Annotated in this window: 20 protein-coding genes; 9 read left to right on the top strand and 11 right to left on the bottom strand. The window is 70.9% G+C overall.

Going from position 1 to position 24,732, the window contains the following annotated elements:
• Window positions 1-97: 97 nt before the first annotated feature.
• The 4 genes from IM770_RS10705 to IM770_RS10690 form a co-directional block, all read right to left on the bottom strand.
• The gene (locus IM770_RS10705; RefSeq protein ID WP_203581131.1) at window positions 98-3,562 is read right to left on the bottom strand and encodes an error-prone DNA polymerase; all 3,465 of its coding nucleotides are present in this window, start codon (window positions 3,560-3,562) and stop codon (window positions 98-100) included.
• Window positions 3,563-3,685: 123 nt separating this feature from the next.
• Window positions 3,686-5,590 (bottom strand): Y-family DNA polymerase, encoded by a 1,905-nt coding sequence (locus IM770_RS10700; protein WP_239066077.1) that lies wholly within the window; start codon window positions 5,588-5,590, stop codon window positions 3,686-3,688.
• A 4-nt stretch (window positions 5,591-5,594) separates the two neighbouring features.
• Window positions 5,595-6,467 (bottom strand): DnaE2-dependent mutagenesis accessory factor ImuA', encoded by an 873-nt coding sequence (gene imuA' / locus IM770_RS10695; protein WP_239066076.1) that lies wholly within the window; start codon window positions 6,465-6,467, stop codon window positions 5,595-5,597.
• A 70-nt stretch (window positions 6,468-6,537) separates the two neighbouring features.
• Complete coding sequence (locus IM770_RS10690) at window positions 6,538-7,443, bottom strand: DMT family transporter (RefSeq protein ID WP_239066075.1); 906 nt, start codon at window positions 7,441-7,443, stop codon at window positions 6,538-6,540.
• Between the two features lie 40 nt (window positions 7,444-7,483).
• On the opposite strand from IM770_RS10690, the gene IM770_RS10685 reads away from it, so the two are divergent.
• Window positions 7,484-8,002, top strand: a complete 519-nt coding sequence (locus tag IM770_RS10685; RefSeq protein WP_203581130.1) for a MarR family winged helix-turn-helix transcriptional regulator — start codon at window positions 7,484-7,486, stop codon at window positions 8,000-8,002.
• 97 nt (window positions 8,003-8,099) lie between these two features.
• Complete coding sequence (locus IM770_RS10680; protein WP_203581129.1) at window positions 8,100-8,501, top strand: hypothetical protein; 402 nt, start codon at window positions 8,100-8,102, stop codon at window positions 8,499-8,501.
• 141 nt (window positions 8,502-8,642) lie between these two features.
• Here the strand turns inward: IM770_RS10680 and IM770_RS10675 are convergent, their stop codons facing one another.
• The 4 genes from IM770_RS10675 to IM770_RS10660 all read right to left on the bottom strand — a co-directional run bounded on the left by IM770_RS10675 (window position 8,643) and on the right by IM770_RS10660 (window position 12,337).
• The gene (locus IM770_RS10675) at window positions 8,643-9,140 is read right to left on the bottom strand and encodes an HNH endonuclease (RefSeq protein WP_203581128.1); all 498 of its coding nucleotides are present in this window, start codon (window positions 9,138-9,140) and stop codon (window positions 8,643-8,645) included.
• A 368-nt stretch (window positions 9,141-9,508) separates the two neighbouring features.
• A complete protein-coding gene (locus IM770_RS10670; RefSeq protein WP_307785435.1) occupies window positions 9,509-10,354 on the bottom strand; it encodes a M23 family metallopeptidase in 846 nt (281 codons plus the stop codon).
• A 338-nt stretch (window positions 10,355-10,692) separates the two neighbouring features.
• Complete coding sequence (locus IM770_RS10665; protein ID WP_203581126.1) at window positions 10,693-11,394, bottom strand: iron-dependent transcriptional repressor DtxR; 702 nt, start codon at window positions 11,392-11,394, stop codon at window positions 10,693-10,695.
• 277 nt (window positions 11,395-11,671) lie between these two features.
• Complete coding sequence (locus tag IM770_RS10660) at window positions 11,672-12,337, bottom strand: endonuclease domain-containing protein (protein ID WP_307785434.1); 666 nt, start codon at window positions 12,335-12,337, stop codon at window positions 11,672-11,674.
• 846 nt (window positions 12,338-13,183) lie between these two features.
• Here IM770_RS10660 and serC point away from each other — a divergent pair.
• A complete protein-coding gene (gene serC / locus IM770_RS10655; RefSeq protein ID WP_203581124.1) occupies window positions 13,184-14,299 on the top strand; it encodes a phosphoserine transaminase in 1,116 nt (371 codons plus the stop codon).
• Between the two features lie 48 nt (window positions 14,300-14,347).
• Here serC and IM770_RS10650 read toward each other — a convergent pair whose 3' ends face one another.
• Window positions 14,348-15,004, bottom strand: a complete 657-nt coding sequence (locus IM770_RS10650; protein WP_203581123.1) for a TetR/AcrR family transcriptional regulator — start codon at window positions 15,002-15,004, stop codon at window positions 14,348-14,350.
• Window positions 15,005-15,198: 194 nt separating this feature from the next.
• On the opposite strand from IM770_RS10650, the gene IM770_RS10645 reads away from it, so the two are divergent.
• The 6 genes from IM770_RS10645 to IM770_RS10620 all read left to right on the top strand — a co-directional run bounded on the left by IM770_RS10645 (window position 15,199) and on the right by IM770_RS10620 (window position 23,038).
• On the top strand, window positions 15,199-16,851 hold the full coding sequence (locus IM770_RS10645) for an ABC transporter substrate-binding protein (RefSeq protein WP_203581122.1): 1,653 nt from the start codon (window positions 15,199-15,201) through the stop codon (window positions 16,849-16,851).
• 80 nt (window positions 16,852-16,931) lie between these two features.
• Entirely contained in the window at window positions 16,932-17,756 is an 825-nt protein-coding gene (locus IM770_RS10640) for an ABC transporter ATP-binding protein (protein ID WP_203581121.1), read from the top strand.
• Entirely contained in the window at window positions 17,753-18,562 is an 810-nt protein-coding gene (locus IM770_RS10635) for an ABC transporter ATP-binding protein (protein ID WP_203581120.1), read from the top strand. The genes IM770_RS10640 and IM770_RS10635 overlap by 4 nt, the downstream gene beginning before the upstream one ends.
• Window positions 18,559-19,638, top strand: a complete 1,080-nt coding sequence (locus tag IM770_RS10630) for an ABC transporter permease (RefSeq protein ID WP_203581119.1) — start codon at window positions 18,559-18,561, stop codon at window positions 19,636-19,638. Before IM770_RS10635 ends, IM770_RS10630 begins: the two co-directional genes overlap by 4 nt.
• Before the next feature lie 2 nt (window positions 19,639-19,640).
• Window positions 19,641-20,699 carry an ABC transporter permease gene (locus IM770_RS10625; protein WP_239066074.1) on the top strand — a complete coding sequence of 353 codons (1,059 nt, stop codon included), beginning with the start codon at window positions 19,641-19,643 and terminating at the stop codon, window positions 20,697-20,699.
• Window positions 20,696-23,038, top strand: a complete 2,343-nt coding sequence (locus IM770_RS10620; protein WP_307785433.1) for an exo-beta-d-1,3/1,6-glucosidase — start codon at window positions 20,696-20,698, stop codon at window positions 23,036-23,038. The genes IM770_RS10625 and IM770_RS10620 overlap by 4 nt, the downstream gene beginning before the upstream one ends.
• 82 nt (window positions 23,039-23,120) lie before the next feature.
• Here IM770_RS10620 and IM770_RS10615 read toward each other — a convergent pair whose 3' ends face one another.
• Complete coding sequence (locus tag IM770_RS10615) at window positions 23,121-24,218, bottom strand: DUF3027 domain-containing protein (RefSeq protein ID WP_203581118.1); 1,098 nt, start codon at window positions 24,216-24,218, stop codon at window positions 23,121-23,123.
• On the bottom strand, window positions 24,202-24,585 hold the full coding sequence (locus IM770_RS10610) for a cold-shock protein (protein WP_203581117.1): 384 nt from the start codon (window positions 24,583-24,585) through the stop codon (window positions 24,202-24,204). The genes IM770_RS10615 and IM770_RS10610 overlap by 17 nt, the downstream gene beginning before the upstream one ends.
• Between the last annotated feature and the right edge of the window lie 147 nt (window positions 24,586-24,732).

Genomic DNA, 24,732 nt, shown 5'->3' with positions numbered 1-24,732 from the left:
GCGCCACGCCGTTCGCCCGGCGCGGGGCGGCCGGCTCGGTCGGGGCGGTCGGGGCGTGGGGGGCGGTCGGGGCGGCGCGGGGCGGTCGGGGCATCCGTCATCGGAAATCCCTCGCGCGATGCTGCACGCCGACCCGCAGGTCTTCGAACCCGTCGGCGATGAGGTTCGTCACCCCCTCTGCCGAGCGCTCCAGGATGCCGCGGGCGATGAGCGCCGGCGAGTCGCGGACGACCCGCCGGTACCTGTTCCAGACGCCGAGCGAGCACACGACGTTCACGAGGCCGTGCTCGTCCTCGAGGTTGATGAAGGTGATCCCGGATGCCGTGGCCGGCCGTTGCCGGTGGGTGACCAGTCCGGCCACCTCGACGCGGCGGCCGACCTCGTGGCTGCGGAGCCCGCGGGACGTCACCACTCCCCGCGCGTCCAAGCCGGAGCGGTAGTGCGTCAGCGGGTGGTCGTCGGTCGAGATGCCGGTGGCCCACAGGTCGGCCGCCAGCCGCTCGTAGCTGGTCGGGTCGGCGAACAGCGGCGGCTGCACTGCGATGAGCGAGTTCGGCAGGAACTCCGGGCGGTCCTGCGCGGCCGACCCGGCGAGCCAGATCGCCTCGCGGCGGCTGAGTCCGAGGCACTCGAAAGCGCCCGCCGTGGCGAGCGCCTCGACCTGCGCGGCCGTGATGCTCGTGCGCCGCACCACGTCGCGGAGGTCGCGGAACGGGCCGCCTTCCTCGCGCGCGGCGACCAGGCGCTCGGCGACCGTCGCGCCGATCCCCTTGACGCCCGCGAGTCCGAGCCGCACCGCGAATCGTCCGTCGCGACGATGCGCCGCAGACTCGTCCGGGGCGTCGAGGTCGAAGAGCCCCACCGGCGGCTGGTTCCTCTCGAGGCAGGAGTCCAGGCCGGTCGGCCACGATGAGGATTCTGCTCCGGGTTCGGAGCGTTTCGTCTCGCTCGTTCCTCGCTCGCTCAACGACCCGGAGGAAGGTTCGAGCACGGCCTCGACTCCGGACAGGTGCAGGTCGGGGCGGCGCACCTCGACGCCGTGATGGCGTGCGTCGCTCACCAGGGTGGCGGGTGAGTAGAAGCCCATGGGCTGGGCGCGCAGCAGGCCGGCCAGGAACGCCGCCGGGTAGTGCAGCTTGATCCACGAGCTCGCATAGACCAGCAGCCCGAACGACAGCGAGTGCGACTCGGCGAACCCGAAGTTCGCGAACGCCTGGATCTTGGCGTAGATCGCGTCGGCCTCCTCCCCCACCAGGTCGTTCGCGGCCATGCCGGCGTACAGCTTCTCCTTGAGCGAATCGATGCGCTCGATCCCGCGCTTGGAGCCCATCGCCCGCCGGAGCAGATCGGCGTCCTCGCCGGTGAGCCCGCCGACCGCCATGCCCATCTGCATGAGCTGCTCCTGGAACACCGGCACGCCGAGCGTGCGCTCGAGCACCGGCTGGAGCTTGGGATGGGCGTAGGTGATCTCCTCCTGCCCCAGCTTGCGCTTGACGAACGGGTGCACGGCGCCGCCCTGGATCGGCCCCGGACGGATGAGCGCGATCTCGATCACGAGGTCGTAGAACCGCCGCGGCTGCAGGCGCGGGAGAAGGCCCATCTGCGCGCGAGACTCGACCTGGAACACCCCGATCGAGTCCGCCCGGCACAGCATGTCGTAGACCGCCTTCTCCTCCTTCGGGATCGTCGACAGCTCCCACTGCTCCCCCGTCGAGGCGCGGATCATGTCGAAGCAGTACTGCAGGGCGGCGAGCATTCCGAGGCCCAGCAGGTCGAACTTCACCAGCCCCATCCAGGCGGCGTCGTCCTTGTCCCACTGGATCACCGTGCGGTTCTCCATCCGCGCGTGCTCGATCGGCACGACCTCCCCCACCGGCCGGTCGGTGAGCACCATGCCGCCGGAGTGGATGCCGAGATGCCGGGGTGCCTTGAGCAGCTCGCCCGCGAACTCCAGGACCTGATCGGGGATGTCATGGCCCGCGCCGGTCTCGAGGAGCGCCCCCCAGCCCTCGATCTGCTTCGACCAGGCGTCCTGCTGCCCGGGCGAATGTCCCAGCGCCTTGGCCATGTCGCGCACGGCGTTCTTCGGCCGGTACTGGATGACGTTCGCGACCTGCGCCGCGCGATCGCGCCCGTACTCCCGGTAGACCCACTGGATGATCTCTTCGCGGCGGTCGGAGTCGAAGTCGACGTCGATGTCGGGCTCCTCTTCGCGCAGGCTCGACAGGAACCGTTCGAACGGCAGGTCGTAGCCGATCGCGTCGACGGCCGTGATGTCGAGCAGGTAGCAGATCGCACTGTTGGCCGCGGACCCGCGGCCCTGGCACAGGATGCCGCGGCGCCGGGCCTCTTGCACGATGCCGTGGACGATGAGGAAGTATCCCGGGAAGTCCTTCAGCTCGATGACCGCGAGCTCTTTCTCGATGCGCGCCCGGTTCGCCTCCGAGAGGTCGGGGTACTTGCGCGGCACCGCCTCCCACACCAGGTGCCGCAGCCACGACATGGGCGTGTGCCCCTCGGGCACCTTCTGCTTCGGCAGGGCCGGCTTCGCCCTGCGCAGCGGGAAGGCGAGCTCGTCGGCGAGGGTCACGGTGCGGGCGACGGCATCCGGGAACCGCACGAACCGCTCCGCCATCTCGGCGCCCGAGCGCAGGTGCGCGCCGGCATGCGCGGGCAGCCAGCCGTCGAGCTCGTCGAGCCCGCGGTTGGCCCGCACCGCCGCCACCGCCGCGGCGAGCAGCTGCCGCTGCGGGACGGCGTAGTGCACGTTGTTCGTCGCGAGGAGCGGCAGGCCGCGCTCCCGCGCGAGCCCGGCCAGCACGTCGTTGTCGCGGGTGTCGAGCGGGTTGCCGTGATCGATGAGCTCGACGTGCACGGCGTCGCGTCCGAACAGCGTCACGAGACGGTCGAGCTCGCGGGCGGCGGCATCGGCTCCCGCGGTGCCCGGCGCCGAGGCGAGCGCGCGGCGCACGGCGCCCTTGCGGCACCCGGTGAGCACCGCCCACTCCCCTGCGGCCTGCGCTGCGAGCTCGTCGAGGTCGTAGACCGGGCGTCCCTTCTCCGCCCCCTGCAGCTGCGCGTGCGTGATCGCGCCGGCCAACCGGTGATACCCCTCCTCGCCGCGGGCGAGCACGAGCAGGTGTGCACCGACCGGATCGGCTTCGCCGTTCTGCGGCTTCGGAAGCTCGAGCGACAGCTCGGCGCCGAAGACCGTGCGCAGCTGCAGCGCCTCTGCCGCCTCGGCGAATCGGACGATGCCGTAGAAGCCGTCGTGGTCGGTGATCGCCAGGGCGTGCAGTCCCAGGCGCTCGGCCTCTTCGACGAGCTCCTCCGGGGACGAGGCGCCGTCGAGGAACGAGTACGACGAGTGCGCGTGCAGCTCGGCGTACGGGATCGCCTCGGCGGGGCGAGGAATCGAGGGTGCGACGTACGGCCCACGTTTGCGCGACCACGCCGGGCTGTCGCCGCCGTCGGCGCCGACGGGTGCCGACTCGGGACGGCGCCGGCCGCTCAGCACGCGCTCCATCTCGGACCACGGAACGCCCGGGTTGTTGAACCCCATCAGCGACCGCCCTCGGTTCCGGTCGTTGAGCGAGCTTGCGAGACGAAACGCGACACTCCGACGTCGCTCGTCTGTCCGGGGCGTTTCGTCTCGCTCGTTCCTCGCTCGCTCAACGACCGGTGGTCAGTCATAGGTGGCCTCCGCTGTCCAGACGTCGCCGTCGCACACCAGCAGCCACGCGCCGCCGTCGGCGTCGACCACCTGGAACCGGTGCGCACGACGCGCGCGCACGGCATCCCATCCCCGCTCCACCACCGGCCACGGCCCCGCCCACGCCTCGATCGCCCGCCGGCGCCCGCTCTCGGCGAAGAAGGCGGGCACGGCCGAGACGTTGCCCCGCTCGTCGACGTCGACCAGCTCGCCGCCGAGCGCCCGCACATCGACCGGCACCGGATCGGCGAACACCGTCGCCGGCAGCGGATCGGGAAGGCTTCCCGGCCACGGCCGTGCGCGCTGCGCCGCCAGGCCGCCGGCGCCGTTCGCCGTCCGGTCGCGGGCGTCCTTGTCTCCCCAGGGCACGAGTACCTGGCGCTCGGCCAGCCATCTGCCGCCGCCGATGGCGGGCGTGAGCACGCCGCGATGCCCGAGCATCGCCTGCACGCGCGACAGGGCGTGGTGCACCCGCTCCTCCGGGCCGCCGCCGAAGAGCGCCGGCGCGTGATGGGCTGCCTCGTCCACGGCCTCGGGTGAGATCCGCACCAGGGTCACCCCGCTGCGCAGCCCTCCCCCGGTGGCGTCGCCCGCACCGACCTCTTCGGCGAGCTGCCACCGCACGCGGTCGACGACCGCTGCGGCGTCGAACGAACCGGGGTGCAGCCACACCCGCTCACTGCGCTCGCCGCGGTCGCCCACGAGCTCGACCCGCAGCTCGGTGCACACCAGGTCGACCGCCCCCAGTCCCGCGACGAAGTCGTCGGCCGTGACGCGCATCGCGAATGCGACCTGGTCGGCGATCTCGAGCGGCGGCTCGAAGGCGACCTCGCGCTGCAGCTCGGGCGGGGGCGTGCGCGGCTGCACCGGCCGCGAGTCGCGACCTGCCGCGAGGGCATGCAGCCGTAGGCCCCGGTCGCCGAACCGCTCCCGCACACGATCGGGCTCCATCTGAGCGAACCCGCCGAGGGTCTGCACCCCGAGCCGTGCGAGCAGTCCCACGAGGTCGGTCGCCTCTTTCGCGTCGGCGGCCCCGCCACCCAGGGTCGCCGCGGCCTCGAGCACGGCGACCGACAGCGGCGCGAGGAAGCCGGCGGCGCCCCCGGCGGGCACGACGAACACCGGGTCGTCGGCGCTCGTGCCGCCGCGCGCCGCCTGCTCCGCGGTGAACGGACCGTCGGCGATCCCCGCCCTGACCCCCTCGAGGCCCGCCTCGCGCAGGGCGTCGATCAGCATGCGGGCTGCCTCGGTCTCGCCGCCGTAGTACCGCGCCGGTCCGCGGGCGCGGAGCGCGCACAGCCCCGGCCGCACCAGCTGCACCCCCGGAGCCCGCTCCTCGATGAGCGACACGACCGGAGCGAACGCGCGGTGATCGCGTGCGGCATCCGCGTCGACGATCGTCAGCCCGGGGCATCGCGCCTGCGCGTCGCGCCGGCGCTGCCCCCGCCGCACCCCGTCGGCTCGCGCCGAGGCCGAGCACGCGACGACGAGATTGCGCTCCACGACGGCGATCGGATGCCGCCGCCCCGAGCCGGTGACCGGCGCCGAGCCGGCGGTCGGCACCGAGCGGGAACCCTGCCCGAAGGCCGAGCCGGTGGTCGGCGCTGAGCCGGCGGTCGGCGCTGAGCCGGCGGTCGGCACCGAGCCGGCGGTCGGCACCGAGCGGGAACCCTGCCCGAAGGCGGGTGCGGAAGCGGGCTCCGACCCCGGCCTCTCACTCCCGACCGCAACGCCCGGCCGCTCGCCCCCGACCGCTGCGCCCGGCCGCTCCCCGACCGCAGCGCCCGACCGCTCCGGGGCGGCCGCACCGCGCTCGAGCGCCGTGACCGGCCAGTCGGGGAACCACAGCACGAGGCTCCGGACGGGCGTCCCGGGCATCATGTCACCCCACCCGCCTCATCCGATCGGGCAGCGCGATCCGCTCCGGCACCGAAACCCGGTCCGGAGCACGGTCGGAGTACGAGGCATCGGACCGGAAGGTCTCGCCGGACTGAGGCACCGCCTCGACACGGCGCATGCGCTCGGGGGCGACCGAGATGTGGCCCGCGGCATCCGGCAGCATCACGCGCGTCCGCCGCGACCGCGGCCACCGCCGGCTCGACGCCGTGATCGTCACCTCGCGCCCCGAGAGATATCCGTGCCCGCGGCCTACCCCCTCCCACGCCGGCTCGCCCACCTCGAGCACCGCCTCGGCCTGAGGCCACGGCCCCTGCACCAGGAGCACCGCACCGCGATCGCGCAGGCGTGCCGCCAGACGGGCGATCTCGCCGTCGGCGGCCCGCCCCGCCGGCCGCACCGCGACCACCGGCAGCACCTCGGCGACGGTGGAGGTCACCGCCAGCCAGCGCGCCCCGGGGTCGGGGATCAGCACGAGCCGCGACAGATCGACCCCGAGCCGTTCAGCCGCCTCGGCGCCGAGCCGCGGCATGCCGATCACTCCGCACCATGACCCCGACTGCGAGGGCTGGGCGAGCAGTGCCAGCAGCACCGACGTCGATCGCGGCAGGGAGTATGCCGCGCCGGGGCGGAGTCCGCCGCCGGGCAGCAGCGACGCCAGCGCGGGGTGCACGGGCAACACCGGCGCATCGAGCCGGTGGCCCTGCACGCGTTCGAGCTGGGCACGGAGGCGGGCGACGGTGTGGGTGGTTCCGGCCCCCTCACCGACCGCCGTGATGACGGCAGGCTCGGGACCCGTCGGATCCTGCCCGTCGACCTCATGCACGTGCTGTGCCGTGAGCTGCACGCTCGCCCTCATTCCCACATGCTAGAACAGATGTTCTAGTGATTCAATCGCTGGGAATGAGGGTAACCCGGACTTCCGACAGTTATGTTCGAGAATGCGCGACCGCCACCGCCACCCGTGGCTGCCGTTCGCGCTGCCGCGCCGGGGTCACCGCCCCCAGCACGATCCCCGCGAGCACGAGCCCCACACCCACGACCTGCGGCGCCCCGAACGCCTCGCCCGCCACGGCGACGCCCAGCACCACGCCCGTCACCGGATTCAGCAGGCCGACCACACCGACCACCCCCGGGGCCAGGTGCCGCAGCCCCGAGAACCAGGCCACATACGCCAGCGCGGTGGCGATCAGGGTGAGATAGGCGAACCCCGCGGCCGACGAAACGGTGAGTGCCGGTGGCGGGCCTTCCACGATCACCGCGACGGGGAGCAGCACGACCGAGCCGCCGATGAGCTGCCACGCGGTCATGGGCAGCGCCGGCACGTCTGCACCCCACCGCGATGTGAGCACGAAGCCGAGCGACGAGGCGAGCATCGCCCCGAGCGAGGCCGCGACGCCCCAGGGATCCGCGCCTTCGGCCTCGAAGCCGAGCATGACCCCGACCCCCACAAGCCCGACAGTGGCGCCGACCGCCGAGGCCAGTCGCGGACGACGGCGCAGCAGCAGCCACGCGAAGAGCAGCATCATCGCCGCAGAGGCCGACATGAGCGTCGCCGCGAGGCTCGACGGCAGCCGCTGACCGGCGATGTAGACGAGCACGAAGAAGCCGCCGACATTGAGCGTGCCGAGCACGAGCGACCGCCACCACCACGAGCCGTGCGGCAGCCGACGTGCGAGCAGGAGCACGAGGAGACCCGCCGGCAGCGCCCTCAGCACACCGCCCCACAGCGGCGCGTCCGCCGGGAGGAGGCTCCGCGTGACGACGTAGCCGCTCCCCCAGGCGATCGGCGCGATGGCCGTCACGAGGATCCACATCCAGCGCTTATCTTCCATGGAAGATACTTTATCTTACCGGGAAGATAAGATGGAGCCCATGGCCGACGACCGCTCCCCCCACGAACCGCTCGACCGTGTCGCCGAGATCCAGGAGGAGTGGCGTCGTGAGCGGCCCGATCTCGATCCGTCGCCGCAGGGCGTCATCGGCCGCCTGCACCGCGTGGCCCTCGAGCTGACCGAGCGGCTCGTCGCGGTCTACGGTCGGTTCGGCCTGAGCGAGGGCGAGTTCGACGTGCTGGCGACCCTCCGGCGCGCCGGCGCGCCGTTCGAACGGCCCGCGGGCGAGCTCGCCGATCACACCCTCGTCACCACGGGCGGGCTCACCAAGCGCGTCGACCGTCTCGCCGCCCGGGGTCTCGTCGAGCGCCGGGTCGAGGCATCCGACGCCCGCAAGCGCCTCATCCGGCTCACGCCGGAGGGGCGCGATCTCATCGATCGCGCCATCGCCGCGCACCTCGCGAACGAGCACCGCATCCTGGACGAGCTCGGGAAGACGGATGCAGCGACCCTCGAGCCGATCCTCACTCGCTGGCTGCGCATCCTCGACGAGGCCTGAGAGCCGGGGGCGAGCGCGTCTTCCGCTGGCGGCACCCGAACCGCTAGCGTGAGCCCGACCGTGGGCTCGCTCCACGACGCCTGTGAGGAGCCAGCCGATGGACGGTGCCGTTCACCCGACCCTGCTCGAATCACTCTCGGCCTGGGTGCTGATCGTGGCGTTCGCACTCTCGCTGGTCTACGAATTCTGGCGGGCGACCGCCAGGGCCGGCGTGTCGCGCTACGACTCGATGCGGGCTTTCGTGCAGGGGCTGTGGCTCTACGCGCTCGCTGCCGTCGTCGTGGTGCTGCTCTTACTGGGCGTGCCGTTCGCCGCCTGGGTCGGGCTCGTCTTCGCGGCGCTCGTGATCCTCGTGTCGATCTTCTACTACAACCCGACGATGATGCCCGCGCGCGAACCGGGGCTCTTCGATTGGTTCGAGGATCTCGTCTACACCGGGCTGCTCTTCGTGACCGCGGCACTGCTCGCCCTCGAGGTCGCGGGTCTCACGCTGTCCTGAGCGGGCGCACGCAGGTGGGGCACACCGGACGCGCGCCCACGCGGTAGCCCGCACAGGCGGACCCCGCCCGCGCCACCGCACTCAGGTGGACCGCCCGCACTCCGGCAGTCCGCCCGCACATCCCCGGCAAGCAGCGCGGACTCAGGCGGCGAGCGCCAGATACGGCTCCCACCGCGGGTCGGTGCGCTCGGTGCCGCGCACGGTCCATTGCCCCCCGCGCGGCGGACGAGGCAGGAAGCGCAGCTCCCAGTTCATCTCCTGGGGTGTGCGGTCGCCCTTGACGTTGTTGCAGCGCAGGCAGCACGCGACGAGATTCTCCCACGAGTCGGCCCCGCCGCGCGAACGCGGCAGCACGTGGTCGATCGTCGACGCCGCCTTGCCGCAGTAGGCGCAGCGGTGGTTGTCGCGCCGCAGCACGCCGCGTCGGGTGACGGGCACGTGGCGACCGCCCGGCACGCGCACGTAGCGCGTGAGGATGATCACGGCGGGGCGTTCATACGAGCGTCTGGTGCCCCACACCGGATCGGTCTCGGTGTGTTCCACCACGGTGGCCTTCTCGTTCATCACGAGCACGAGCGCCCGCTTGAACGACACGACAGCGAGCGGCTCGTAGCCCGCATTCAGCACCAGAGTGCGCATTGATCATCCTCTCGAATGGCCGGGACGGCTTCTCGGTATTCGACGTGCGACGATCAAGAGCGCAGGGGCACGAAAAAAGGCGCTGTCTACAGACAGCGCCTTGGCGCCACGGCAATGCCGCGGCAGTCAGTCGTGCAATGCCGAAGGACGAGGCGTCCGAGCGCATCCATGGTGCGGATGCGTGGTGTGCAGCCCATCGGCTCCCCTCCGCTCTCTCAGCGTCGGGATCAGGCTAACGCACCCAGCGGACACCGGGGTCGTGGCGCGGTGAACGACACCGGGCGTGTCGAAGAACGGATGCCGCCGCCCGGCGTGGGCGGCGGCATCCGTTCTCTGGTGCGATTGCAGGGGATCCGTGACGTACAGGCTCAGCCCGCGTTGGCCTGCAGCCAGGCCCACGGGTCGACGACGGAGCCGTTGATGTGGACCTCGAAGTGGAGGTGGCACGCCGTCGAGCTGCCGGTGCTGCCGACGAGGCCGATGAGCTGGCCCGCCTCGACCGACTGGCCGACCGACACCTGGCGGCTGCCGTAGGTCATGTGGCCGTACAGCGTGTTGACGCGCTGACCGCCGATGACGTGGTCGATCGAGACGCCGACGCCGTAGCCGCCGTAGCTCTCCTGCGAGACCTTGACCACGCCGGCCGCGGCCGCGTAGAGCGGCGTGCCGCACGACGACAGCAGATCGACGCCCTGGTGGTAGCCCGAGTCCCAGAGGCCGCGACCCTTGGTGAAGTTGAGGATCGGCCAGCGCACTTCGCCGGTGCCCGGCGACGTGAGCGCGATGTTCGTCGGCACCGAGGAGGATCGCGAGGCCGCGGCGGCGGCAGCAGCCGCCGCGATCTGGCGCGCGCGCTCGGCGGCGGCCGCTTCGGCCTTCTTCTTCTCGATCTCTTCGGGCGTGGTGGCCGCATATCCCTCGCGGGAGAGCTCGGACGCAGTCGCATCGGATGCCGCGACGAACGACTGGGCGTCGTCCACGGCCATCTGCTGCAGCGTGAGGGGCTCCTCGGTGGTGCGCCCGGCACCGGCAGCGAAGGCGGGCAGCGCGACGGTGGCCACGAGGCCGCCGACCATGCTCAGGATGACGAGGCTGCGCAGCGGCTTCGTGACGCGGCCCTTCTTCGACGCCGCGGTCGCCGCCGACTTCGCCGGAGCGGTCGTCGCGCTCGCGGCCGAGGGCTTCGCGGGCACGGCGGCGCGAGCGCGTCGCACCGGGGTCTTCCGATTTCGCACACGACGGGTATGGTCCGTCGCCGCGTGCTCGGGCACGTTCGCGTGCGACTCGATCTCTTCAGCCAAACTGGTCCTCCGGCGCCTCTGCGCCGGGGCGCCTGGCTCGTCAGCACTCGATGTCGGGGCACGATGTGCGGGCTATGCCACGTGTGGACGACGAGCCGGTGAGGCAATCCACGCGGGGTCCGGTCGGCGGGCTTCTCGCCTGGTGGACTGTTCGAGGCTACCCGAAGGTCACGATTCTGTCACGCTCCACGCCTGGCAATCTCCGCACAGTGTGGCGAGGGGAGGCCGAAGGCTCGGCATCCGCTTTCCCGTCAGCGCGCCTCGTCGACCAGGAAGATGTGCGAGGCCACCTCGACCGGGAGCTCGAGACCCTCGTCGCTTCCCTGCATCTGCACGAGCACGTAGCCCTCGTTGTAGCGGTACGCGCCGACGGCGCCCGGCACAACGCCGGCACCCTTGAGCTGCTGGAGCAGCTCGGGGTCGACCTGAGCGGGCTCGGCGAGGCGGCGGACCGTGCCGGTGATGGGCTCGCCGGCGTCGTTGAGGCGGCGCACGAGCCCGACCACGCCCTGCTCGAAGCCGCCCGTGGGCGCGTCGCCGAGCTGGTCGAGTCCCGGGATCGGGTTGCCGTACGGCGACTCGGTGGGGTGGCCCAGCAGTTCGACGAGGCGGCGCTCGACCTGCTCGCTCATCACGTGCTCCCACCGGCACGCCTCTTCGTGCACGTACGCCCAGTCCAGGCCGATCACGTCCGACAGCAGGCGCTCGGCGAGCCGGTGCTTGCGCATGACGTCGACGGCCTTCTGGCGTCCGGCGTCGGTGAGCTCGAGGGTGCGGTCCTCGGAGACCACGACGAGCCCGTCGCGCTCCATGCGGCCGATCGTCTGCGACACGGTCGGGCCCGAGTGCCCGAGACGCTCCGAGATGCGAGCCCGCAGGGGCACGATGTTCTCCTCCTCGAGCTCGAGGATCGTGCGCAGGTACATCTCGGTCGTGTCGATCAGGTCGGTCATCGCGGTGTCCTCAGGGGTCTCAAGGGGCTGAGGACAGCCTATCCTCTGCTCCCGACGCCCCGGCCGTGGCCTCCTGCGCGAACCCCCGCGCGACCGGCGGGATGACGGCACCGGTCGTGGTCCCGCACCGAGGTTCGGCTCCCCGCCGTGGGCTCACACAGGGGCTTAGACAGGTCAACGGGGCCTCCACAGGATCCGCAGGCGCTCAGCACTCCTCCAGAACTGCGGTTGACCTGTTGAACCACGCTGCATGCGGCCTCACGCGGGACGGGTCGCTTCAGGCCGCCCGGTGCAATCCCTGCGCCACGGCGCGCATGATCAGGTCCTGAACCTCGTGCCAGCGCTCGATCACCTGGTCGTACGTCACCCGGACGACGTGGTAGCCGAGGAGCATCAGCGCCGCATCGTGCGCCACATCCTCGGCACGCTGCACACCGACGTGATGGCCGCCGTCGATCTGCACCACGAGCCTCTCCCCGATGAGAAAGTCGACGCGATGCCCGTGAATCCAGATCTGCGACCGGATCGGATGCCGCAGCCACCGCAGCCGCGTCCGGAAGATCGTCTCCAGACCCGAGTCAGAGAAGGGGTTCGCGGCCTCCAGCAGTCGACGGGCGGACGCACGCAGGGGCAGGCGGGCCAGTTCGGATCTGTCCGCCAGCCTCTGCCTGAGCGCGGACTCCCATACTGCCAGTGCAGCCTCATGCGGCTGGCAGGCTGCGATCAGGAGGAGGGTGTTCAGGATGCCGTCCTCCAACGATCCCGCGGCGCGCGGCTGCACGGGCCGAGCCCAGTGCACCGTCGCGTCGGGAGTGCGCAGGTCGAGTCGTGAGGCGTGGGGTGCGGCGCCGACGTGCGGGCCGTCCTCCCGCAGCACCCACAGCCCCAGACGCTTCGCGCGAGTGATGCACGTGAGGACGACGCCGGCACGTGCCGCGGCCACGAGGTGCGGGTCGGCGTCAGGGAGGGCGACCCAGCCTCGCCTGGGCCGGACGAGCAGCCTCGCAGAGACCGCCTCTTCGATCCGATACACGCTGACCCCGGCTTCGATGACCGAGGCCTTCATTGCCACGCCGCCGAGCGCGGCGACAACCTCCAGGGGATTCCTCATCCCCGCAGACTCGCGAGTCCGCGTCGGTCCCGGGCGCAGATCCGCCCGGCATCTGCAGAACCCGCGGTCGCGGCATCCGTCCGTGCCACTGTGGAGAAGGCGTCGACAGGAGAACCCGGCTTCCACAGGACCAATACGCACCGGATCTCCTGCAGAACCCCGGATGTCCTGTTCAGCCCTGCCCGAGGCGCTGACCCGCACACCCGGCGCGGTCTCGTACAACTCGGAACCGCGGCCTCCGTCCGCCCGCGCAACCGCCCGAGTTCCACAGGAGAACCGGGCCTCCACAGGACCAACGAACCCCGGATCTCCTGCAGAACCCCCGATCTCCTCCAGAACCCCGGAGCTCCTGCAACACGGATGTCCTGTTCAAGCCCTGCCCGCGGCGCGGACCCGCGCACCCGCGCGGTCTCGCACAACCCGAGGCCGCGGCATCCGTCCGCCCGCGCAGCCGCCCGAGTTCCACAGGAGAACCGGGCCTCCACAGGACCGATAAGCCCCGGATCTCCTGCAGAACCCCGGATCTCCTGCCCCAGCCCTACCCGAGGCGGAACCCGCGCACCCGAGGGCGGCCTCGCACAACGCGTGGCCGCAGCAGAAGCCCGCCCACCTCGGCACGCCCCGTCATGGCTCGTCACGCGGAAGGGACGCGGGCGCGGGCGTCTCTAGAATCGACGCATGGCGCACATCGAGCTTCCCCGAGAGATCCTGCCCGCCGACGGACGCTTCGGGTGCGGCCCGTCGAAGGTCATCCCCGCCCACCTCGAGGCGCTCGCGGGTCGCGGCGCGGCGCTGATCGGCACCTCGCACCGTCAGGCTCCCGTGAAGGACCTGGTCGGCCACGTGCGGGCGGGGCTGCACGAGCTCTTCCGCGCCCCCAACGGCTACGAGGTCATCCTCGGCAACGGCGGGTCGACGGCGTTCTGGGATGCCGCCGCCTTCGGCCTGATCGAGAAGCGCAGCCAGAACCTCGTGTTCGGCGAGTTCGGCGGCAAGTTCGCCAAGGCGGCGGCCGCACCGTGGCTCGAGGCGCCCGATGTGCGCGAGGTCGCGGCCGGCACCCGCACGGCGACTGAGGCCGTGGAAGGCGTCGACGTCTACGCCTGGCCGCACAACGAGACCTCGACCGGCGTGGCGGCCCCGGTGCAGCGCGTCCACGGCGACGAGGGCGCGCTCACCGTCATCGACGCGACGAGCGCGGCGGGCGGCATCGACTTCTCGCTGCACGAGGCCGACGTCTACTACTTCGCCCCGCAGAAGAACCTCGGCTCGGACGGCGGACTGTGGTTCGCGCTCGCCTCGCCCGCCGCGATCGAGCGCATCGAGCGGATCGCGGCCTCGGGCCGCTACATCCCGGAGTTCCTCAGCCTCAAGCAGGCCGTCGACAACTCGCGGCTCAACCAGACCCTCAACACCCCGGCGCTCACCACGCTGTTCCTGCTGAACGAGCAGCTCCGCTGGATCAACAGCAGCGGCGGCCTGCAGTGGGCCGACGCCCGCACGCGCGAGTCGTCGCAGGCGCTCTACGACTGGGCCGAGGCATCCGACTTCGCCACGCCCTTCGTGGCCGACCCCGCCGACCGCTCCCCCGTCGTCGTCACCATCGACTTCGACGAGTCGGTGGATGCCGCGGCGGTGGCGAAGAGCCTCCGCGCCAACGGCATCGTCGACACCGAGCCGTACCGCAAGCTCGGCCGCAACCAGCTGCGCGTCGCGACGTTCGTCTCGATCGACCCGGACGACGTGCGCCAGCTCGTGCGCTGCATCGACTACACCGTCGAGCGGCTGGGCTGACAAGAGTTCGAGGCGAGCGGATGCCGGGCCCCCCGGCATCCGCTCGCCTCATGTCTGGGCGCTCGAGGCCGGCTCGGCCAGCGGTGAGGGCTGCGGTGCCAGCACGGCCGAGACGATCGCCTCGATCGCGAACTCGGACGCGCGCGCCAGGTCGACGTCGTCGGGGTCGAGGAGCCACTGCACCTGGAGGCCGTCCATGACGGCGAGGATGCTGGTGGACGCGAACGCGACCGTGTCGGGGGCGGTGACGCCGCGCTCGGCGCATACCACCGCGAACGCGTGGGCGACCTCCGACCGCAGGGTCTGATAGCGCTTCTGGAAGAAGTCGCGCCCGGGGTGGTCGTCGGTCACCGACTCCGCCGAGAGCACGACGTAGGCCTGGACGATCCCCGCGCGATGGGCGTTGACGAACGCCGTGCGGACGAGGTGCCGGAACAGCGGCATGCCGTCGGGGATGTGCTGCTCCTCGAGGTCCGCCACATCGGTCTCGTCGCGGTGCTGGAGCACCTGCAGGAGGAGCTGGTCCTTCGATCCGAAATGGTGGAGTATCCCGGCGTGCGTCATGCCGACCTGGTCGGCGATCTCCTGCAGCGTCCCTCCGGCGAACCCCTTGCTTCCGAAGATCTCGACGGCGGCATCGAGGATGTCGCGTCGCTTGGCGAGTGTTTCGGGCCGCGAGCGCGGCTGCCGACGCTGTCCTGCCATCGGTCGGCACCCCCTTCGTTGCCGGCTGTCGATGCGTCGCCGGGCGCCTGTGAGTCTACGCACGCCGAGACGGTCGGATTCGTCCAGTTGCAAAGATTACTTACTTGATTGTAAGTTGATCCGGCAATCACCCCTGACGCCGTCGTCACCCTCCGGGGAGCCACGATGACGTGCCCACACATCAAGGAGAAGCAATGAGGCTCAGAACTACGTTCGCCGCCGTCGGTGTCGCCGCGGCGCTCGTGCTCACCGGCTGCGCCGGAGGAGGAAGCGACGACGCCCAGTCCACCGGAGCAGCCCTCACGATCGCGAAGCCGGACGGCGCGATCACCACCGAGTCGAACAACCCCTATCTCGGCGACTCGTCGGCGTCGAAGTACGCCTACGGCAAGGTCATCTTCGAGTCCCTCGCCCTGGTCAACCCGACCGGCGACCTCGGCACCACGCCCTGGCTGGCCGAGTCCGTGGAGTGGAACGAGGATTACACACAGCTCATCGCGACCGCGCGCAGCGGCGTGAAGTGGAGCGACGGCGAGGACTTCACCGCCGACGACATCGCCTTCTCGTTCAACCAGGTGCTCGAGGGCAAGCTCAACGACACCAACGCCCTCGACATCAAGAGCGTGAGCGTCGACGGCGACACGGTCACGATCGACTTCAACAGCTCGAAGTTCACGCAGCAGGCCCGCGTGCTTCACTTTCAGATCGTGCCGGAGCACGTCTGGAAGGACATCGACGACCCCAACACCGACCCGCTCACCGGCGAGGGCCAGGTCGTGGGCACCGGCCCGTACGTGCTCGACTCGTGGACGACCGAGGCCGTGACCCTCACCGCGAACCCCGACTACTGGGGCGGCGAGCTCTCGGTGCCCGAGCTGCACTACGTCTCGTACGGCGACAACGCGGCGCTCACGACGGCGCTCGCCACCGGTGAGGCGGACTGGGCTCAGGCGTTCATCCCGCAGATCGAGGACAGCTACCTGTCGGCCGACCCCGACAACAAGTTCCTCGTCTCCCCCACCGCGGGTGCGGGCACGCTGTTCATGAACCTGCAGACGAAGCCCTTCAACGACCCCGCGCTGCGCCAGGCCCTGGCATGGACGATCGACCGCCAGGCCTACGTCGACATCGCCCGTGAAGGCGCGAGCGAGCCTGTCTGGAGCGTCACCGGTCTCGGCGATCTCCTGGAGAGCGAGATCCTTCCCGAGTACGCCGGCCAGGAGTACTCCGTCGACGTCGAGAAGGCCCGCCAGATCCTCACCGAGGCCGGCTACACCTGGGAGGGCGAGGCGCTCACCGACCCGGACGGCGAGGCGGTCACGTTCTCGATCTCGGTGCCCGCGGGCTGGAGCGACTGGAACACGGAGCAGGCGCTCATCGCCGAGGAGCTCAAGGAGGGCCTCGGCATCGAGGTGAAGGTCGACCAGCCCGACTGGGGCGGCTGGGATGCCGCACGCCAGGAGGGCACCTTCCAGGCGATCATCCACTGGCTCGAGGACACCGGCAACGCGTACGGCCTGTACACGTCGACGATGGACCCGAAGTGGATCGTCGACGGCAAGGCGGCGTTCAACTTCGGCCGCTTCGACGACCCCGCTGTCACCGACGCGCTGAACACCTACGCGAACGCGGCGTCGGAGGCCGACCGTGAAGCCGCGCTCCAGGTCATGCAGACCGCGTTCGTCGAGAACGTGCCGGCGATCCCTCTGGGGGCGCACCCGCTGCTGGGCGAGTTCAACACGCGCAACTACGTCGGCTGGCCGTCCGAGGACGACCAGTACGCCTCGGGCGACCCGACGCAGCCCGCGATCGTGCAGATCCTCACCAAGCTGCAGCCCGCCGAATGACGCACGGCGGACGGGGCGGGTGCACCGCGCCCGCCCCGTCCGCACGCACGTTCCCCCACACGAAAGCGAACCAGCCCACGATGAGAGATCCGCTGCTCTCCGTCCACGATTTCTCGATCGTCTACGACGTCGACCCGCCGGTGCGGGCGGTCAAGAACGTCACCCTCGAGCTCCAGCGCGGCGAGATCCTCGGACTCGCCGGCGAGAGCGGATGCGGCAAGACGACGCTCGCCTACGGCGTCCAGCGCCTGCTCAAGCCACCGGCGGTGATCACGAGCGGCTCCGTCGTCTTCCACGACGCGACAGGCGTCGACATCGACGTCAACAGCCTCGAACCGGAGGAGATGCGCCGCTTCCGCTGGGACAAGATCTCGATGGTGTTCCAGGGCGCGATGAACTCGCTCAACCCGGTCGCCACCGTCGGCTCCCAGCTGGAGGACGTCTTCGAGGTGCACCGCCCCGACCTCTCGCGCTCCGAGCGACGCGCCGCCGTCGTCGAGCTGCTGGAGATCGTCAAGGTCGGCGCACAGCGCTGCCGCTCGTACCCGCACGAGCTGTCGGGCGGCATGCGTCAGCGCGTCATGATCGCGATGGCTCTCGCGCTGCGTCCGCAGCTCATGGTCATGGACGAGCCGACCACCGCTCTCGACGTGCTCGTGCAACGCGAGATCCTTCGGCAGATCTCCCACCTGCGCCACGAGTTCGGGTTCTCGGTGATCTTCATCACCCACGACCTGCCATTGCTGCTGGAGATCAGCGACCGCATCGCGATCATGCGCGACGGAGAGATCATCGAGCTCGACGCCGCGGAGCGCATCTGGACCGACCCGCAGAACGACTACACGCGGACGCTCCTCGCCTCGTTCCCCAGACTCACCGGAGAGAGGGGGGTGGTCCACCGATGACCGTCCTCGAGTTCGACGCCGTCACCAAGATCTATGCGGTGCGCGGCGCCGGCCAGATGAAGGCCCTCGACGACGTGAGCTTCACGCTCCGTTCGGGCCAGACGATCGGCCTCGTCGGCCAGTCCGGCAGCGGCAAGTCGACCATCGCGAAGATCCTCACCCAGCTCGAAACGCCCACGAGCGGCGAGGTGCGCCTCGACGGCGCACCGATCCCTCGCCGCGGCAAGGGATTGCGGGCCTACCGCCAGCAGCTGCGCATGGTCTTCCAGGATCCGTTCGCGTCGCTCAACCCGTACCACTCGATCCGCTACGCGATCCAGCGGCCGCTCGAGCTCGACGACGTCGTGCCGAAGGACCAGCTCGACGACGAGGTGCGCCGACTCCTCGGCCGCGTGCGCCTCGACGCCGACGCCGTCATCGATCGCCGTCCCCACGAGCTCTCGGGCGGTCAGCGCCAGCGCGTCGCGATCGCGAGGGCTCTGGCATCTCGCCCGAAGCTGCTCGTCGCGGACGAGCCGGTCTCGATGCTGGACGTGTCGATCCGACTCGGCGTGCTCAACCTGCTCGCGGACCTGCAGCGCGAGCACGGTCTGGGCGTGCTGTACATCACGCACGACCTCGCGACCGCTCGGCACTTCAGCGACGAGATCCTCGTCCTCAATCAGGGACGCGTGGTCGAACGCGGTCCGGCCGACGACGTGATCCTGAATCCCCAGAACCCGTACACCCGACAGCTGCGCGCGGCATCCCCCGATCCCGACTCCTACTTCGCGAACGCAGCCGGCATCCTCGGAGGTGAGAAGTGAGCGCCGTGGCACCCCAGCTTCCGGCCCCGGACTTCGACGCGATCGAGGCGGGCACGACCGCGACCGGCGCCGTCAAGGGCCGCGTGCGCATACCGTGGCGCTTCCTCGGCAACCGCGCGCTGTTCTATCTCTTCACGCTGTGGGCCGCGATCACCATCAACTTCTTCCTGCCGCGTCTGATGAAGGGCGACGCGGTGACCGCCTACCTCGCGCGGAACCGCAACGTGACGCCCGAGGCAGCCGAGGCGCTGCGGGCGCTGCTCGGCCTGGACACCGACACGTCGCTGTGGCAGCAGTACCTCGACTACTGGGCGCTGCTGCTGCGCGGCGACCTCGGCATCTCGCTGCTGCACGGCATGCGGCCGGTGACCGAGGTGGTCGGACAGTCGCTGATCTGGACCGTCGGCCTCGTCGGCTTCGCGACCCTCGTCGCGTTCGCGATCGGCACCATCGGCGGCGCGATCGTCGGATGGCGGCGAGGCAGCCGGCTCGATGCGCTCATCCCGATCACGACCTTCCTGAGCACGATCCCGTACTTCTGGCTGGGCCTCGTGGCCATCTCGGTCTTCTCCGTGGCGCTGGGCTGGTTCCCCATCGGCAAGGCATACGGCGTCGGCGTGGCTCCGGAGTGGTCGTGGGAGTTCATCGGCGACGTGCTCCACCACGGCTTCCTGCCCGCGGCGACCATCATCATCGCGTCGCTCGGCGGATGGATGCTCGGCATGCGCAACATGATGCTCACGGTTCTGGACGAGGACTACGTCACGGTCGCGCAGGCCAAAGGCATGCCGAACGATCGGGTGCTGTGGCGCTATGCCGCCCGCAACGCAGTGCTGCCCCAGATCCAGAGCTTCGCGCTCGCGCTGGGCTTCATCGTCGGCGGCACGATCGTGATGGAGGTGGTGTTCAGCTACCCCGGCGTGGGCAAGCTGCTGCTCGATGCCACGAACGCGAAGGACTACGCCCTCATGCAGGGGGTGTTCCTCGTGCTCACCATCTCGGTGCTGCTCGCGAACCTCCTCGCCGACGTCGCCTACGCATTCCTCGACCCGCGCACGCGCCAGACGGAGGCCTGAGCATGGACACGATCACCAACGACACCGCGGCACAGCGACCGGCCCACACGCCGGCGACCGCCACCGTCCGCAGCACCGCACTCTCAGCGGCATCCGGCGCACCGAAGAAGCCCACGGTGTGGTCGAAGCTGGGCTCGGCGTTCGCGATGTTCCGGAACAAGAAGTCGATCGCGGGCCTGTCGATCCTCGGGTTCTTCGTGCTGGTCGCGATCTTCGCCGACGTGCTCGCTCCGTATTCGCCGACGAAAGTCGACAACACGGCGCGGTTCCAGCCGCCGTCGGCCGCGCACTGGCTCGGGACCACCCACATCGGCGAGGACGTGCTGAGCCAGGTCATCCACGGCACCCGCGGCGTCATCGTCGTCGGCTTCCTCGCGGCGATCATCGCCACGGTCATCGCAATCGTCGTCGGCGTGATGTCGGGCTACCTGCGCGGCTGGAAGAGCGAGGGCCTGTCGGCGCTCACGAACGTGTTCCTCGTGATCCCCGGCATCCCGCTGATCATCATCGTCGCCTCGATGTTCGAAGACCCGCCGCTCATCCTCATCGCCGGCGTGCTCGGCCTCATCGGCTGGGCGTGGGGCGCACGCGTCCTGCGGGCGCAGACGATGTCGCTGCGCAGCCGCGACTTCGTGCAGGCCGCCCGAGCCAACGGCGAGCCGCTGCGCCGCATCATCACCGTCGAGATGCTCCCGAATCTCATGGCGCTGATCGCCGCCAGCTTCGTGGGCACGGTGACGGCGGCGATCATCGGCCTGACCACGCTGTCCTACATCGGCATCATCCCGGTGACGACGTACAACTGGGGCACGATCCTCAACTGGGCGAGCGCGCAGGGCGCGTTCCGCCAGGGCCAGTGGTGGTGGTTCATGCCGCCCGGTCTGTGTATCGCCGCGATCGGCGTCGCGCTGTCGCTGATCAACTTCGGCATCGATGAGTACGTCAATCCCCGCCTGCGGTCCGCAGGTGAGCGCGCCCGCGCCATGAAGAAGAAGGGCATGAACGTGAACGAGACTGTGACCGTCGTGCGCACCGACATCCAGCCCCAGGAGAATGCGTGACCAGCGCGACCGATCCGGCCTATCTCGACGTCTCGCTCCCCGTCGCCGACCGCATCGCCGACCTCCTCGGTCGCATGACGGTCGAGGAGAAGATCGGGCAGATGCTGCAGCTCGACGCCCGCGACGATCTCGAGGACCAGGTGCTGCACAAGCACGCGGGGTCGATCCTGCACGCCTCGCCCGAGAAGGTGCTGCGGGCGCGCGAGCTGACGCTGCGGACGCGCCTGCAGATCCCGCTCCTCGTCGGCGAGGACTGCATCCACGGGCACTCGTTCTGGGAGGGCGCGACGATCTACCCGACCCAGCTCGGCATGGCGGCGTCGTGGGATGCCGGGCTCGCCGAGCGGGTCGCGAGGGCGACCGCCGTCGAGGTGTCGGCCACCGGCATCCACTGGACGTTCTCGCCCGTGCTCTGCATCACCCGCGACCTGCGCTGGGGCCGCGTGGACGAGACGTTCGGCGAGGATCCGTTCCTCATCGGCGAGCTCGCCTCGGCGATGGTCCGCGGCTACCAGGGCGGCGGGCTGGACGATCCGACCGCGATCCTCGCGACGGCGAAGCACTTCGCGGGGTACTCCGAGACGCAGGGCGGCCGCGACGCGAGCGAGGCCGACCTCTCGCGACGCAAGCTGCGGTCGTGGTTCCTGCCGCCGTTCGAGCGGGTGGCGAAGGAGGGATGCCGCACCTTCATGCTCGGCTACCAGACGACCGACGGCGTGCCGATCACGGTGAACGAGTGGCTCCTGAACGACGTGCTGCGCGGCGAGTGGGGCTATACCGGCACCCTGATCACCGACTGGGACAACGTCGGCCGCATGGTGTGGGAGCAGAAGGTGCAGCCCGACTACGCCCACGCGGCCGCGGCGGCGGTGCTCGCCGGCAACGACATGATCATGACGACGCCCGGCTTCTACCAGGGCGCGCTCGACGCCCTGGAGCAGGGTCTCATGTCCGAGGACGCCCTCGACCGCGCCGTGACGCGCATCCTGCTGCTGAAGTTCGAGTTCGGGCTGTTCGAGAACCCGCGCCTTCCCGACCGCGAGCGCATCGCCACCGCGGTCGGCTCGTCCGAGCACGCCGCGCTGAACCTCGAGGTCGCGCGCCGGTCCCTCGTGCTGCTGCGCAACGACGGCACGCTGCCGCTGGCCGGCGGGCTGGTGGCCGACGATTCCGGACGCGCGCGGGCCGCGGCATCCGGCCGCCGCCGGATCGCGGTCGTCGGCCCGCTCGCGGACGACGCGCAGACGCAACTCGGCGACTGGGCCGGCTCGTCGGGCCAGGTCGACTGGATCCCCGACGGCCACCCCCGCGAGATGATCACGACCGTGCTCGACGGGCTGCGCGCGCACGCCCCCGCCGACTGGGAGATCACCCACGCCCGCGGCGCCGACATCCTGCGCCTCGAGGAGGACCCGGCGGGTGCGTTCTTCCCCGACGGGCAGCCGCGGCCGCAGGTGGTGGTGCCGAGCGCCCCCGACGCCGCCCTCATCGCCGAAGCCGTCGCCGCCGCCGAGGGCGCGGACTACGTCGTCGCGGTGGTCGGCGACCGCATCGAGCTGGTCGGCGAGGGACGGTCCACGGCCACGCTCGAGCTCGTGGGCGGCCAGATCGCGATGCTCGAGGCGCTCGCCGCGACCGGCACGCCGCTCGTGGTCGTGCTGCTGGCGTCCAAGCCGCACGTGCTGCCGGCGGCGGTGACGGATGCCGCGGCCCTGGTGTGGGCGGCCAACCCGGGCATGCGCGGGGGCCGGGCGATCGCCGAACTGCTCCTCGGCCTCATCGAGCCGAGCGGCCGCCTGCCGCTGTCGTTCGCACGCCACGCCGGCCAGCTGCCGATCTACTACAACCAGATCCGCGGGCAGCACGGCGATCGGTACGCCGACCTCACGCAGAGCCCCGCCTTCGCCTTCGGTGAAGGGCTGTCGTACACCTCGGTGGAGTACTCGGGGCTGCGGATCGTCGACACCGAGCTCGGCGCCGACGACACGGTCCGCGCCGTCGTGGAGCTCCGCAACACCGGCGGACGCGCCGCCCACGAGGTCGTCCAGGTCTATGTGCGCGACAGCGTGACGTCGGTGAGCTGGGCCGACAAGGAGCTCAAGGCGTACCGCCATGTCGACCTCGAACCCGGGCAGACGGCGAGCGTGGAGCTGTCGCTGCCTGTGGCTGACTGCACGATCGTGGATGCCGCGGGCCGGCGTCTTGTCGAGGCCGGCGAGTTCGAGCTGCTGGTCGGCCCGTCCTCTCGTGACGAGGCGCTGCTGAGCGCCCGCTTCCAGGTCTCCGCCGCCGGCGTGAGCAGCAGCACCCCCGACAGGCAGGCGGTCGAGCGCCGCTGATGCCGACGCGAAAGGGTGGATTCCGCCGCGCTGCGGGCGGCGGAATCCACCCTTTCGTCGTGTCAGGGGTGCGGAACGAGGGTCAGTACTCTCTCAGGTCCTCGTCCTCGTCCTCGTCGGAGTCGTCCTCGTCGGAGTCGTCCTCGTCCTCGTCCTCGTCGGAGTCGTCCTCGTCCTCGTCGGAGTCGTCGTCATCATCGTCGTCGTCGTCGGACTCGTCGTCATCGTCGGACTCGTCGACATCGTCGAAGTCGTCGTGATCGTCGAACTCGTCGTCCTCATCGTCGTGGTCGGACCCGTCATCCGCGGCACCGGCGTCTGCCAGCTCGTCGATGTCGACGCCGTCGACGTCGCCGGCGTGGAGGATGGGCGAGCCGTCCTCGTCGAAGTCCGACGCATCCAGGTCGTCGACGTCGTCCAGTTCCTCGTCGTCTTCGTCGGACTCGTCCGCGTGCGCCGCCTCGGCCAGCGCGGCCTGGGCAGCGTGGTAGTCGGCGAGGCGCACGGCCCACGGCACCCATTCGGGCGCCAGCAGCGCGCCGTCGCCCGGAAGCAGCTCGACCTCGAGCACGGTCGGCTCGGCGTCCTGCACGCGTGCGAGGCTCACCGTCCAGTACCACCCCGGATAGCCGGCGAGGCGATTCGCGAACCGCAGCGAGACGACACCATCGGCCTCGACGCGGTAGTCCGCGGCCTCGCCGATGGTCGACTCGGGCGTGATCTCGCGCAGCGCGGCGAGCGCCAGGTCGTGAGCGGCCAGCAGCTGCGGATCCGGCTCGGCCGGCACCGCCGGCTCGTCCTGCGCGGGTTCCTCACCGCCGGCCTCTGCATCGGCGTCCGCCTCCGCTTCGGCCGCGACCTCCGCTTCGGCCGCGACATCCGCTCCGGCCGCGACAGCCGCTCCCGTCTCAGCCTCAGCCTCAGCATCGCCTTCGGATTCGGATTCGGCGGCAGCAGACTCCGCGTCGCTGCCGACGGACTCAGCCGCAGCCTCGGCGAGCGGCTCGGCGTCCGTGCCTTCCTCGTCGCCGCTCACGGCCGCGTCGACCGGGGCGGCGTCGTCGGCAGCGGACGCGGCATCCGTCACCCTCGACTTCTCGGCGGCAGGCACGCCGGCGGGACCGTCGAGCTCCAGGAGGAAGTCGGCGGAGGGGTCGATCGGATCAGGCGTCGAGCTCATCGGCCACCTTGCGCAGAACCGCGGCGACCTTCTTGCCGTGCGCGCCGCTGGGGTACCGGCCGTGGCGCAGGTCGCCGCCGATGCCGTCGAGCAGCTTCACGAGGTCCTCGATGATGATCGCCATGTCGTCGGCGGGCTTGCGGGAGCGCTTGGCGAGGCTCACCGGAGCCTCGAGCACGCGCACCGAGAGCGCCTGCGGGCCGCGCTTGCCGTCGGCGATGCCGAACTCGAGGCGCGTGCCCGCCTTCGGCGCGGGCGTGCCGGCGGGCAGGGCCGTGGCGTGCAGGAAGACGTCCTGGCCGTCTTCGGAGGTGATGAAGCCGAACCCCTTCTCCTCGTCGTAGAACCTGACCTTGCCGGTGGGCATCGAAAACCTCGCTGGATCGGGCGCCGCGCGAACTCTCGCGGGCGAGCATGACGAACGCGGGGCCTCGCAACCCCACGCCCCCAGCCTAGTCGAGCGCGTGCCCGGCGGACCCACGTGCGCGGCGCACCGCGCCGCGCGCGCGGCGCC

The organism is Microbacterium hibisci, assembly GCF_015278255.1.
Taxonomy (GTDB): Bacteria; Actinomycetota; Actinomycetes; order Actinomycetales; family Microbacteriaceae; genus Microbacterium; species Microbacterium hibisci.
The sequence above is the reverse complement of the archived record's forward strand: the minus strand, read 5'-3'. Positions and strand labels throughout refer to the sequence as shown.

What these genes read in the sequence shown, in the direction of transcription:
- IM770_RS10705 (WP_203581131.1), bottom strand. Translation starts at nt 3,562, where the DNA reads ATGGGGTTCAACAACCCGGGCGTTCCGTGGTCCGAGATGGAGCGCGTG.
- IM770_RS10700 (WP_239066077.1), bottom strand. Translation starts at nt 5,590, where the DNA reads ATGCCCGGGACGCCCGTCCGGAGCCTCGTGCTGTGGTTCCCCGACTGG.
- imuA' (WP_239066076.1), bottom strand. Translation starts at nt 6,467, where the DNA reads ATGAGGGCGAGCGTGCAGCTCACGGCACAGCACGTGCATGAGGTCGAC.
- IM770_RS10690 (WP_239066075.1), bottom strand. Translation starts at nt 7,443, where the DNA reads ATGGAAGATAAGCGCTGGATGTGGATCCTCGTGACGGCCATCGCGCCG.
- IM770_RS10685 (WP_203581130.1), top strand. Translation starts at nt 7,484, where the DNA reads ATGGCCGACGACCGCTCCCCCCACGAACCGCTCGACCGTGTCGCCGAG.
- IM770_RS10680 (WP_203581129.1), top strand. Translation starts at nt 8,100, where the DNA reads ATGGACGGTGCCGTTCACCCGACCCTGCTCGAATCACTCTCGGCCTGG.
- IM770_RS10675 (WP_203581128.1), bottom strand. Translation starts at nt 9,140, where the DNA reads ATGCGCACTCTGGTGCTGAATGCGGGCTACGAGCCGCTCGCTGTCGTG.
- IM770_RS10665 (WP_203581126.1), bottom strand. Translation starts at nt 11,394, where the DNA reads ATGACCGACCTGATCGACACGACCGAGATGTACCTGCGCACGATCCTC.
- serC (WP_203581124.1), top strand. Translation starts at nt 13,184, where the DNA reads ATGGCGCACATCGAGCTTCCCCGAGAGATCCTGCCCGCCGACGGACGC.
- IM770_RS10650 (WP_203581123.1), bottom strand. Translation starts at nt 15,004, where the DNA reads ATGGCAGGACAGCGTCGGCAGCCGCGCTCGCGGCCCGAAACACTCGCC.
- IM770_RS10645 (WP_203581122.1), top strand. Translation starts at nt 15,199, where the DNA reads ATGAGGCTCAGAACTACGTTCGCCGCCGTCGGTGTCGCCGCGGCGCTC.
- IM770_RS10640 (WP_203581121.1), top strand. Translation starts at nt 16,932, where the DNA reads ATGAGAGATCCGCTGCTCTCCGTCCACGATTTCTCGATCGTCTACGAC.
- IM770_RS10635 (WP_203581120.1), top strand. Translation starts at nt 17,753, where the DNA reads ATGACCGTCCTCGAGTTCGACGCCGTCACCAAGATCTATGCGGTGCGC.
- IM770_RS10625 (WP_239066074.1), top strand. Translation starts at nt 19,641, where the DNA reads ATGGACACGATCACCAACGACACCGCGGCACAGCGACCGGCCCACACG.
- IM770_RS10615 (WP_203581118.1), bottom strand. Translation starts at nt 24,218, where the DNA reads ATGAGCTCGACGCCTGATCCGATCGACCCCTCCGCCGACTTCCTCCTG.
- IM770_RS10610 (WP_203581117.1), bottom strand. Translation starts at nt 24,585, where the DNA reads ATGCCCACCGGCAAGGTCAGGTTCTACGACGAGGAGAAGGGGTTCGGC.